Genomic DNA, 12172 nt, shown 5'->3' with positions numbered 1-12172 from the left:
TTCCTATCTCCTCTCAGCCTCTCGATCGTCGGATCGAGAGGCTAGAGAGAGTTTCTGCTGATCGCTTCCGGGCGTATCCGCCGGTATCTCACCGCAGCCGAAGTTACGAAACAGGGCGGTCCCGCCATCGCGGAACCGCCCTGGTTTTGGACATTACTAAAGCGGCGTAATTTTAGCCCAGCTTGGCGATCGCCTGACTGAGGTAGTTGAGAGACAGCTCCTGCTTGGATTTCACGGCGGCGATATCCTTTTTCAGTTTGACCGCGGTCTCGTTGAACTGTTTCAGCCCGGCCGCAACTCCGGCATTGGAGCGGATCGTCGTGGGAACTTTTTCGGCGCGCCGGGCGGCTACTTCGAAGCGTTGAGCCGTCGAGTTCACCTTCTCCTGCGCCTGAACTTCCAAGCCATGCAATTGCTTGACCGTCTTGCCGGTGGCTTCGTCCAGGCGCGGGCCTTCCGCCCACGCCTTTTGCCGGGCAAGGCTTCCGTCGAGCTTGGTCAGCTTCAGGGAGAAGTAACCGGCGGCATCGGACGCATCTTTGTTCAGCTCCACCAGGCGTTTCACAAAGACCTCCGGATCCTGTCCCGTACCGCTGTAGGATTCGGCCTCCTCGACGATCAATTTAATCTCCTGGACCTTCGTATGCATGTCCGCCATGGCCTTCTGAATCTGGCGCTGGATTTTGTCGAAAGCACCGAAAGCAGCGCCTGACTCGCGGACATAAGCGCCCTTCTGCTCAGGCGTCCAGGTCGAGGGTAGTGTCGAATTATCGCTGCGCGCCTGCATCATTTCGCTGCCTTGCGCCGTTTTCCCGCTCCAGTCCTGTTCCACCTCTTCCACCACCGACTCCGCCTCGCCGAGATAACGCCGGACCAGACCAATGGCCGTGTCCAATTGTTGCAAATTGCTCTTGTCCATGGTCCGCGCCTCCTCGGCGTGCTGGGTGGCTTTGGCGAGGAAGTCGTCGAGTTTCGCGGATTCGCCGGTGTAATTCTGCAGAACGCCGGTGAGCACCGCTGGCATGCCTTTCCGCAAGGCGAGATGTTCCCGGGCTTCCTTCTCGAGTTTCACCGGGTCGGGAGGACCCTGCGGACGCGGCGGCGTGCTGGCCGTACCGCCCGGCTTCGGAGTGCCAGTCCGGGGCGGAGGGGTGGGAGGAGTGCCTCCCGTTGCGCCCGGACGCGGCGGGGTCGGAGCGGTTGAGCCACGCGACACGGCGTCACTCCGGTTGCGCCCCGTCGGAACATCTTCACTTTCGCTTTCGGACGCTTCATTCCCCCCGCCGCCTCTCGGCGGCGTCGGGGGTGGTGTCGTCGGCGGGGGCGTGGGTTTGGGACCTTTCGGCAGCGGCGGCTTGACGCCTGGCTTCCAACCGGTTTGCTCGCCCTCGCTCTCGGACGCTTCCCTCTCCCCACCGCCTCTTGGTGGCGGCGTTGGCGGTGGTGTCGACGGCGGCGGTGCGGTTGGCGGCTTCACGCCCGACTTCCAACCCGGGGGCGGCGTCGGCGGTGTTCCGCCGCCACTCCGGGGGCGGCCCGTCGGGACTTCTTCGCTCTCGCTTTCAGACCCTTCCTTCACCCCGCCGCCTCGCGGCGGCGGCGTCGGCTTGGGGCCGGTTGGCAGCGGCGGCTTGGCGCCTGGCTTCCAACCCGTCGGAGGCGGGGTGCTGCTGCCGGAAGCCTGCTGGCTTTGCTCTTCGGCCGATTCCTCCCCTTCTTCCTCAATGACAAAGTGCGTGGAGGAGCATCCCGCCGCCGCAAACGCCTTTTTCAGACCATCCGTCCATTTCTTCTGCGGCGGCAGATTGGTCTTGAAGGCGACGGCATTGTCTTCGTTCTTGGCGCACTTGCCTTTGGTGAGCAATCGACAGCCGGTACCGGCGGTGGCTTCGGCTTCCTTGGCGTCCTTCGTGCCGATGAGGACGGTCACTCCTTTCGATCCTTCATAAATCGCGAAGGACTGGGGGCTTTTCGAGACGGAAGCGAGTGCTTTCTTGAGGTCGTAGGGCATAGAATAGAGCGAGGAATACTTGGTTTTTAGAGATCGCCTGACCGCGCGTATCCAGGACCCTTCGGCGCGCCGGGAGGAGAAAGTGTTTGGGAGGCAACGTATAGCAAGAATACGTACATCCTGTCAATAAATTGACTCCCGATGTAATAGCTATAACCGCCACCGATCCATCATGCCATCATGCCGATACTCTCGTTGAGAAAGTCGATGTACGCCTTTTGCTCCACCTGAACGCTGGCCAGATCCATCTTCACTCTCGCCGCCGTCTCGGTAAACTGCGTCAGCGGCGGCGCCACTTCCGCATCCTGATGTAACTCCGTGGGGATGTGACTCACCCGTTTCTCCAACTCGGCGAAACTCCGGGCTTTTGCTTCCACGGCTTCGCGCCCCTTCAACTCCGCATCGCGGATCATGGTGAAACCGCGAACCATGTTTTCCTTCGGACCTTTCTGCCCGGCAAGCATCGCTTTCTGTCTCTCGAGATTCGTCGTCAGCGTGGATAACTTCTTGGTCACCCACACCCCCACTTCGATCAATTCCTTGTTCATCCCCATCAACTGGCCCGCCACGATTTTGGGATCGGCTTCGACTTTCACCACCTGGTCCGTGCCGTCGAGCGCTGCCGCCTTCTCCTCACCCGCGGCCAATAGTTTCGCCAGCGCATTTTCGAAAGACTCGATATTGGCGAGATAAGTCGGCTTGTCTTCCGGCGGAACGTAACCGGTATCCTCCGCGGCGGTTCTCAATATCTGCGTGTAAGCCGTCGCTTCCTTTCGAAATTCGTCCAAGGCCTCGCGCAATTGCACGGGCGCTTCCGCGGCATCCGCCCTTTCCAGGGAAGTTTCGATACTGTGCCCTTCGCGAAAAACTCCGAGGAACTCTTCCGCTGGGTTTCTTTTGCTCATCATGACTTCGAGCCGGTTCTTCGCTTTCTTCCAGTCTTCGCTGAGACCCATAGTGGTTCGTGGTTGGGATCGGATCGAGATGCCGAAATCGGTTGGGGGGATGTTTCAAGTCTGCCGTGCGGACGCGCAGGTCCATTCACGGGCAGACGCAGTAAAACAGCAGCCCGCGTTCCACAGCGGCAGCCGATCACGCTCCAGGATCTCCGGGAGCGCGCCTTAAAAAACCTCGAAGGAACCGGGGATATCCATGCCGGTAAAAGTCATGTCGCCAAAACGATCGACTGTCACTGTCGCATCCAAAAAGCGCCAATCGAAGGGCGTGGTATGGGTATCGAGGCCGGCGATCACCGGCACACCCAGGGTCCGCGCGAGGACGCGAAGCAGCTCAAACCGCGGCTCATCGGGGATATCGAGATCTTCCGGTCCCCAGCCGTGGCCCGGGGAACCAAAACGCTCCCCAATCGCCGAACCACCGAGAAACTGTTCGCGGCGCGGTCGATTGAGGGCCGCATTGTAACCCAGAAGCGAGCAACGGCCGCTCGCCCCCGAGGCGAGATACAGGGATAGCGGCGCCAACTGCACCGCGTTGCGGGCGTTGATGCCCCAGCCGAGACGCAATTCCTCATCATGGCCGGCGGCCATGATGCGCAGCTCGGAGATCATCGGGAGCTCGGTTCTCCCGCGGATCATTTTCTCACCGCGAGTGACCAGGCCCTTGATGACCAGCGAGACGATCTGCCCCACCGTGAAGTACGGATTGACCAGGAAACCCAGGTCGGCTTCTGGAACGCTATCCAGGATCAGCCGCGGATTACTGACCCGCTCATCGATGAGGTAAACGACAGGCATCGCTCGAGGAAAGGTAGCAAGAGCTTAGAGAATGGGAACGCCCGGCGGCATGGGGGCAACGGGGCGGCCGTTCAAAAGTATAGCGGGCGCGGTGATCGCAATGGATACGGCGGAAGTAATCGTGACGGCCATCCCGGCGGTAATCTCGATCGCCGCTCCGGCCGTAATGGCCATCTCGGCACCGGCGGTAACCTCGAGCGCCGCTCCAGCCGTAAGGGCCATCTCGGCACCGGCTGTCACCTCGACCGCTGCACCTGCCGTGATCCCAATTTCCGCCCCGGCTTCCACGGTGTGCGCGGCACCGACGGTCAGCGAGTCTTCCGCGCCGATCTCCGTCGACCGTGCGGCCCCCACGGACAGAGTGTCTTCGGCGCCAATCGTCGTCGACCGGGCCGCTCCGATCTTCTCGGATTGCTCGGTGCCAATGGTGATCGTCTGTGCTTCCCCGATGGTGATGGACTGGTTCACACCCACTTTCTCGGTGTCGTTGTTCGCAATCGTCGAGGTGCGATCGTGGAGGACAGTCAGCGTCTTGTCGTTCTCCACCGTGGTATTCATGTCCTTCTGGGCATGCGTGGTGATCTTCTCGGTGCCCTTGGTATCATCCATCGAGAATTCATTGTAGCCGCCACCGCCCGGCGTGGAATTGGTCTTCACGCCACTCACCACTTTTTGCCCCGGCAGCCCCCACGGCGGCATCGATTCCCCGTTGTAAACCCGCCCGACGACCAACGGCTGGTCGGGATCGCCCTCGAGGAAATCCACCACCACTTCCTGCCCGATGCGCGGGATGGTCATGCCCCCCCAGCTCTTGCCCGCCCAGATCTGGGAAACGCGAATCCAACAGGAACTATTCTGGTCGAATTTTCCATCGCGGTCCCAGTGGAACTGCACTTTCACCCGGCCATATTTGTCGGTGTAAATTTCCTCCCCCGCCGGCCCGACGACGATCGCCGTCTGCGGCCCCTGGACGAAAGGCTTCGGCGCAATGCGCTGCGGACGGTAGGTCACCGATGCCGGGATCGTGGCAAACGAACAATGATACGGTGTGCCGCGATCGGTATCGCCGGACTCGAGCGCGTCGAGTTGGATGGTGTGCACCGCGGAGGTCACGAGATGCTTCACGTCCTGATCCTTTCGCGGGTGATCGGCCAGGGTAAAAGCGAAACCAACCTGCAGCCCGCGCGCATCCGCCTTGCCCTTCGCCATGTCATAGCGGGCGAGCATTTCTTCGCAACGCACCCGGGCCCGCCGATCACCCAAACCCGTCGAGGTGTGCAAACCAGGAAAGTCGTACCATTCGCCGTCGCCTTCCGCGTGCTGCCGCGTTTGTTGGGAGCGCGTCAGCAGATTTTTCTTCGGCATCTCGAAATCGTAATCGGTATGCGTGTAAGTCGCGGGCAGGAGCACTTTATCCTCCGCCCAATCGTAGATGAATTCGTCGCCGGTCGGCCGGCCGGTATAGGGACGGTAATCGATCGTCGAATAATGCCCGAGCAACACTTCGTGCGCACCCGCATTATCCGCGATGACCATCTTGTGCTGGCCATCGGAGAACTTGAAGAAGTAGTGCATGCCCTCTTCTTCCATGAGCCGGGAGACGAAATTGAGGTCCGTCTCGCGATATTGGACACAGTAATCCCGCGGATCGTAGCTTCCGGTAGTCGACCACTCGACCTCCACGTCCTTGAGCACTTTCCGGAGAATGTCGGGAACACTCAGGTTCTGGAAGATCCGGCATTGATAGGTCCGGCTGAGCACCCAGAGCTTCGGCACGACCTCCATGCGGTAGGCCTCGAAACGGCTCTCCATGCCCATCTGCGTGAAGCGGCTGACGATGCCATTGTAATAGCGGGGAACATCGCCGTGCGTGGCGATCGTAATCGTCACGCTTTGCCCGATGATGTCCTCGAACTTGACGTCCTTCTTTTCCGAAAGGAGGTCCGCCTCGATCCGAAAAGGCTGGCTGAGTTGTTCGCTGATCACCACCCGGTTGAGGACCAGAACGTCTTTGCCGAGAGGAGTGCTGAGCTTCGCTATCCGCGCATTTTGTGAGAGTGCCATAGGGAATGGATGGATTGTACAGCGCGGCTCAGCAGAGCCGGACTTGGATCCGGCGTCCGCTGCTCCACGCTGGAGGCTACATCACGAGAACGTGTAGGTAAAATTGGCATCCTTTACCCCAACCTGCACGCTCTTTGCAGGGGTGCCTTCCATCGTCCGCGTGAGGAATTCGCGGCTGATCTCCGGCAGCAGGGTTTGGGTGAGGATCGCATCGACCATGCGCCCGCCGCTTTCGAGCTCGGTGCAACGGCTGGCGATGAGTTTGACGACTTCGTCGTCGTAGGTGAACGGAATGCCCTGCGATTCGTTCAAGCGGGAGGCAATCCGGTTGAGCTGCAGGCGGATGATCGACTTCAGCATGTCGTCGCTCAACGGGTAGTACGGGATGACGAAAATACGTCCGAGGAGCGCGGCGGGGAAGACCTTGAGCAGCGGCTGGCGCAGGGCTTTGACGATGCCTTCCACGTCCGGCTTGAGTTCGGGATCCTTGCACAGGTTCATGATCAGGTCGCTGCCCGCGTTGGTCGTGAGGATGATGACCGTGTTCTTGAAATCGATGAGCCTGCCTTCGCCGTCTTCCATCCTGCCCTTGTCGAAGACCTGGAAGAAAATCTCGTGCACGTCCGGGTGCGCTTTCTCGACTTCGTCGAGCAGCACGACGCTGTAAGGACGGCGGCGCACCGCTTCGGTGAGCACACCACCTTCGCCGTAGCCGACATAGCCGGGAGGCGAGCCCTTGAGCGTGGAGACGGTGTGCGCCTCCTGGAATTCGCTCATGTTGATCGTGATCAAGCTGCTCTCGTCGCCGAAGAGCATTTCGGCCAGGGTCAGCGCGGTTTCCGTTTTGCCGACGCCGCTGGGTCCGGCGAGCATGAAGACACCGATCGGCTTGTTCGGGTTTTCGAGACCGGCGCGCGTGGTCTGAATGCGTTTGGCGATGGCGTCCAAACCGTGGCGTTGACCGACCACGCGCTTTTCCAGCGTATCGGCCAGCGAGAGCAGCGCCTGGATTTCGTTTTTGACCATGCGCCCGACAGGAATGCCGGTCCAGTCGGCGATGACGGCGGCGACGGCCTGTTCGTCGACCTTCGGGAAAACGAGCGGGCTTTCGCCCTGGAGCGCGGCCAGATCCGCTTCGAGCGTCCGCAGTTCGGCGAGCAACGCGGTCCGGTCGACCGGCGGGGCAGCGGGTGTTTCCGGCTTGGCTGCCGCGGCGCCGTCCTTCTTCGCTTCGGCGGGCGGATTCGCCGCGGCGTTCAGCTTGTCCTTCAAGTCGATGATCTTCCCGACGAGTTCCTTCTCCTTCGTCCAATGTCCGTTGAGTTCCTCGAGATGCGCCTTGCGCTCGACCAGTTGTTTCTCGATTTCCGCAATGCGCTCTTCGTGGGACGAACCGGTGTTCAATTCCCGCTTGAGGATGCCGAGTTCGGTGTCGAGCGATTCGATCTGCCGGCGCGTGTCTTCCACCTGCGGCGGCGTGGCATGCTGGCTGATCGCCACCCGCGCGCAGGCGGTGTCGATGAGGCTCACCGCTTTGTCCGGCAATTGCCGCGACGGAATGTAGCGATGGGAAAGGCGCGCCGCGGACTCCAGCGCTTCGTCGAGCACGAGCACGCGGTGATGTTTCTCGAGGACCGGAGCCAGCCCGCGAATCATGCGCACGGCTTTCTCTTCGTCGGGTTCCTCGACTTTGATGACCTGGAAACGGCGGGTCAGCGCGGGATCCTTCTCGAAATACTTTTTGTATTCCGCCCAGGTCGTTGCGGCGATCGTGCGCAGCGTGCCCCGCGCGAGCGCGGGCTTGAGCAGATTCGCGGCATCGCCCTGCCCGGCCGCGCCACCGGCGCCGATCAGGGTGTGCGCTTCGTCGATGAAAAGGATGATCGGCTTGGGCGAAGCCTGCACTTCTTCGATGACCTGACGCAGACGATTTTCAAATTCGCCCTTCATGCTCGCACCGGCCTGGAGCAGCCCGAGGTCGAGCGTGCGCAGCGAGACATCCTTGAGCTGCGGCGGCACATCGCCGGAGGCGATGCGCAGGGCGAAACCTTCCACGACCGCGGTTTTGCCGACGCCGGCTTCACCGGTGAGGATCGGATTGTTCTGCCGGCGGCGCATGAGGATATCGACGATCTGCCGAATCTCCTCGTCGCGGCCGACGATTGGGTCGATCTCTCCCTTGCGCGCCTTGTCGGTCAGGTCGACGGAGAATTTGGCCAGTGCTTCCTGTTTGCCCATGGCCGCGGGCGCCGGGGCACCGCCTTCCGAAGTAGCCGCGCCGGCGCCTCCGTCCCGTGCCGCCATGGAGTCTTCCGGCGAACCGTTTACGATCTTCTCCAGGTTATCGGAAAGATCCTCGGCTTTGATTTTCCCAAACTCCTTGGAGATGCTGGTGAAGACGTTCTTCAAGCTCGGCGCCTGGGTCAGAGCGATGGCGAGATGGCCGGTGCGAATACGGGAATCGCCGAAGAGCAGCGAAGCATAAGTCCACGCGCGCTCGATGGTTTCTTCAATGTGCGGCGAGAAATCCGAGATCGCCGTCGCTCCGCGCGGCAGCTTGTCGAGCGTCGCGGTCAGGTCGGCCGCCAGGCGCGAACCATCCAGGCCGTAGTGCCGGGCGATCCGATGCAAGTCGGAGTCCTGCTGGTTCAGGATCTGGTTGAGCCAGTGCACCAACTCGACATAGGCGTTGCCGCGCATCTTGCAGAGCGTGGTTGCACTTTCGATGCTTTTGTAACCGAGTTGATTGAGTTTTCCGAAGAGAGTGGCGCGGCGGATTTCCATGTGGGCGAGGGGGTGATTTGAAGAGGTTCAATTCATCGGCTGTCGAAGTCGAAGATCGCTGTCACTAATGCTAACTGGAGCAGACGGGACATGGCGAGTGGCGATTTGGAGAAAGCGCGTTTTCATCCTAACTTCGGTTCGAGGATCAAATCTTCGGCATCCTTCTCGGAAGGCTTGCTCTTGAGCCACGTAGTCCAGCCCAGCAGGCCGCCACCGCCGAGTTGGATCGAGGGCACTTCCTCCTTTTTCAAGACAACTTGCGCATCCCACAGATATTCATCGCCGCAGTAGCTGCGCACCCAGTCCTGCAACCGGACGAAAGTCTTGCCGCCCGGCAGAAGCCGTTGCAGTTGCGCGAGTCCCACCGGGCCAATGCGCACCCGGAATTTCAACTGGCAATCCCACACCCGGGAGCCAATGACGGCGCTGCGGCCGAGGGTGCCGGTCTCCGGCTGTTCGCCGAGACGGCAGACGCTGTGTTCCGGCAGGCGCAGCCAATGCCCCACGAAGGAAATGATCCGGATGGGCATCTGGAAGTAATCGCCCAGGATCGTTTCCAGTCCTTCGGCGTTCCGGGTCTGCGAAGACAACCAACCGGAGTAATATAGCTTCGCCCAATCGGAAATGGAGTCGCGCTTGCGTAATTCCGGAATGCCCAGCCCGATGAAGCTGGCGATGAAACGGGCAAAGCTGGCCTCTTCCGGACGATCGAGATCGACGGCTTTTTGATTCACCGCCCAGGCGCGATAGAACAGCGACAGAAGACGGTGATGGAAGATGTTGAGAAACCCGGCGATCGTCCGGTCCTTGGCGTTCGATTCGCGGTCCCGCGCGTAGTCCGTGATGTGCAGAGGAAGCGGGCCATTCGGACCAAACAATCCCATGAAATTCACGAACAGGCGATGCGGCTGCGCTCCGCCTTCGGTGAAGGAATCGATGGTGGAACGGGAAAAAGTCAGCGACGGATGCTGACCGAAACGCACCGGGTCCTCCCGCGGATCGACGGACTTACCGAGGCGCGGCCGATCTCGATGCCGGGCCTCGAGCAAGCGCACGGCCCGGAAAAAATTGTAGGCCTGCGGGTTTTCCGCCAGCCCCCGGGTCAGATCAGTTGGCGTTTTCCGATCTGAGGTTTCCATCGCATGATTTCTCCGCGTTGCTGCGAGCGGATGACGGTTTCGGTAAAGGAATTCAGCGAGACGTAACGCGAAAAAAAGTTCTCCAGCACCGCGCCGAGAATGAAGACGCCGCTGCCTTCGAAGTGCGACTCGTCGAACTCGGTGGTGATCTCGATCCCGCGAGCAAAGGTGATCGGTCCCGATGTTTCCACGCGGCGGATGATGGGCTTGGAGTGCGCGGAACGCAGGCCGGCGATCTGCCGTGCCATCTGCGTTTCGGAGCGTTCGACGTAGAGCTTGAGGATTTCCCGCAAGGCGCTCGCGCCCTCACCGTCGGGTGAATCCAACAGCGAAAGGTAATTCAGCGAGAGATGGCTGATCATGCGCCAGGTGACTTCCCCTTCCGGATGGGGCGGCCGCGGCGCGGTAGGGCCGCTGAGCACCCGGATTTCGCCGATGGGCGCGTTGATCTCCATGGAAAAATCGGTCCGCCCTCCGCCGATGGCCATCGTCAACGGCAGGTGCCGATTGGTGCAGAGCGCGATCACGCCCAGTTGCTGCAAGTCGCTGGAATACGGCGCCGCCTGGGAATCGACCAACGAGAGGTAAACCTCCGTGCCGACATAGGAAGAAACCTGGCCAAATTTGCGTTCCTTTTCCGCCAGGACCCGGGGCGTCCGGTTCATGGTGTAGAAAGCGCCGGCTGCGTGGTCGGTGTCGTGGGAGCGATAGAACGGCCGGAAGGGTTGCTCTTCACCGGAGCGGGAGCCGTACGCCGTGACGCTATCAATTTGGAACACCTCGAAGTCCCACGGTTTGGTGCGGTCGGGCACCACGTGAAATTCCGATTGTTTCTCCGAGAGCAGGATGTGATCGACGCGCTTGGAAAAGAGATTAATCGCCGGCGTGCAGAACAGCTCAAAGCTGGAGGCATCGATCCGCCCCTCCAGTCGCGTCTCCGCTTCGGCCAGGGGAATGATCAAATCCACCTCAGCGGTATCGCACTGGCTCAGCACCGGCTGCAGACCGCCGAACTCGAAAAATTGAAAGCGTTGCGGGAAGGAGAAGTATTCGCGCAGCAGGCGATACCCCTCGAAGCCGCGCGGCGCCGGCGGCAGCAGCGCTTCGTCTTCGCGAAAACCGACGCGCCGCAGGGTTTGCACCGGGAGAGTGAACCGCGGCTTCTCGTGGGTGTTGGTGTTGGCCTGGACGATAACCCGTTTGCCGCGGGAGAAAATCTGCTCGTAGATGCTGACCGGAATTTCGTCGGAGCCTCGAAGAAAGAGTGGGAGCTCGTTCAACTTCAGCGAGTTGAATGGTTTTCCGTGAGTGGTCCGGAGCCGCAACCGGATGGCCGCGCGCGCGCCGAGATCACCGGGGAGACCGAGCTGGTTGACGTCGCGCGTGTAGTACTGCGCTTCCACCAACCGAATCGGCCACAGTTTGACCTGGTGAGCGGTGCGATACTCGCACGCCGTGCGGTCGTTGCGGCCCAGGTTGCTCCGCAGCGAGGTCCCTCGCGGAATGACGAAACCTTCGCCAAGTTGGGTAGCTTGCTCGTCCGGCGAAAAGCGGACGACCGTCATCGACGGAACCGGAGAAAGGTATTGCGGATAGACGGTCTCGATCAGCGATTGGGAGAACCGCGGAAATTCCGCATCGAACTTGACCTGGATGCGGGCGGTGAGAAAGGCAAAGCCTTCGAGCAACCGCTCGACGAAGGGGTCCGCGCAGAGATCTTTGTCGCCCCGGTCGAGGGCGAGGCGCCCGGCGATCTTCGGAAATTCGTTGGCGAATTCCGTGGCCGTGGCGCGCAGGTGATGCAGCTCGTTATTATAGTGGTCGAGTAAGCGACGGTCCATTTCGGGGATGGCGGAAAGAACTTGGCCTCCGGGCGCAGTCTAGTATTTGCGCGCGGAAAACACCAAGCTCGCAATCATACGTGACAGTGTCCTGTCTCGAGATCGATTTCCGTCTTGATGAAAAGGTGTTCCGGAACGGGGTTTGCCCAAAGCTCGGCGTTGATCTCGAAGGTCAGCATGCTCGGGGCCGAACCGCTGCCGTCCTGAAGGCCGCGAATCTGCAATGTTCCGGGAATGATCCGCGGCTCAAAGGCGATCATCGCGTTGGTCAGTTCGCGCTCGAGTTCCGGGATATCGACCGACGAGGTCACACGCCCGCACAAATCCCGGATGCCATAGCTGAGCACCGAGGCGGCGACTTCGGGAAATTCCGCCATGTCTTCCGAGGCCAGGCGCGAACTGGTATTGAAGAGCCAGCGGACATCGCGCAGGACCGCATCGCGATAACGCGACGGAGAGATGACGCGGGCATTCCGGCTCTCGATGCGGTTTTCCGGCTGCTCATCCGTGAGACGGTCCAACAAGCAGGGCTGGATGCGCTCAGATTGGACGGGGTCTGGCATGGCGTGTCGACGTGGC

General features: G+C 60.9%; 8 protein-coding genes. All 8 read right to left on the bottom strand.

All coding sequences use genetic code 11. The features are described from left to right. Positions 1-172: 172 nt before the first annotated feature. On the bottom strand, positions 173-2011 hold the full coding sequence (locus CFE428DRAFT_RS13785) for a hypothetical protein (RefSeq protein WP_006980171.1): 1839 nt from the start codon (positions 2009-2011) through the stop codon (positions 173-175). A gap of 170 nt (positions 2012-2181) precedes the next feature. Then, positions 2182-2967, bottom strand: coding sequence for a hypothetical protein (locus CFE428DRAFT_RS13780; protein ID WP_006980170.1), 786 nt, complete (start codon positions 2965-2967; stop codon positions 2182-2184). 165 nt (positions 2968-3132) lie between these two features. After that, positions 3133-3765: a hypothetical protein gene (locus CFE428DRAFT_RS13775; RefSeq protein ID WP_006980169.1), complete on the bottom strand. Its 633-nt coding sequence runs from the start codon at positions 3763-3765 to the stop codon at positions 3133-3135. 24 nt (positions 3766-3789) lie between these two features. After that, positions 3790-5829 carry a type VI secretion system Vgr family protein gene (locus CFE428DRAFT_RS13770; protein ID WP_006980168.1) on the bottom strand — a complete coding sequence of 680 codons (2040 nt, stop codon included), beginning with the start codon at positions 5827-5829 and terminating at the stop codon, positions 3790-3792. A gap of 81 nt (positions 5830-5910) precedes the next feature. Then, on the bottom strand, positions 5911-8613 hold the full coding sequence (gene tssH, locus CFE428DRAFT_RS13765; RefSeq protein ID WP_006980167.1) for a type VI secretion system ATPase TssH: 2703 nt from the start codon (positions 8611-8613) through the stop codon (positions 5911-5913). Between the two features lie 122 nt (positions 8614-8735). Further along, on the bottom strand, positions 8736-9752 hold the full coding sequence (gene tssG / locus CFE428DRAFT_RS13760; RefSeq protein WP_006980166.1) for a type VI secretion system baseplate subunit TssG: 1017 nt from the start codon (positions 9750-9752) through the stop codon (positions 8736-8738). Beyond that, a complete protein-coding gene (gene tssF, locus CFE428DRAFT_RS13755) occupies positions 9716-11593 on the bottom strand; it encodes a type VI secretion system baseplate subunit TssF (RefSeq protein WP_006980165.1) in 1878 nt (625 codons plus the stop codon). Before tssF ends, tssG begins: the two co-directional genes overlap by 37 nt. Before the next feature lie 74 nt (positions 11594-11667). Then, entirely contained in the window at positions 11668-12156 is a 489-nt protein-coding gene (tssE, locus tag CFE428DRAFT_RS13750; protein WP_006980164.1) for a type VI secretion system baseplate subunit TssE, read from the bottom strand. Between the last annotated feature and the right edge of the window lie 16 nt (positions 12157-12172).

It is taken from the genome of Chthoniobacter flavus Ellin428 (genome assembly GCF_000173075.1).
Taxonomy (GTDB): Bacteria; Verrucomicrobiota; Verrucomicrobiia; order Chthoniobacterales; family Chthoniobacteraceae; genus Chthoniobacter; species Chthoniobacter flavus.
The sequence above is the reverse complement of the archived record's forward strand: the minus strand, read 5'-3'. Positions and strand labels throughout refer to the sequence as shown.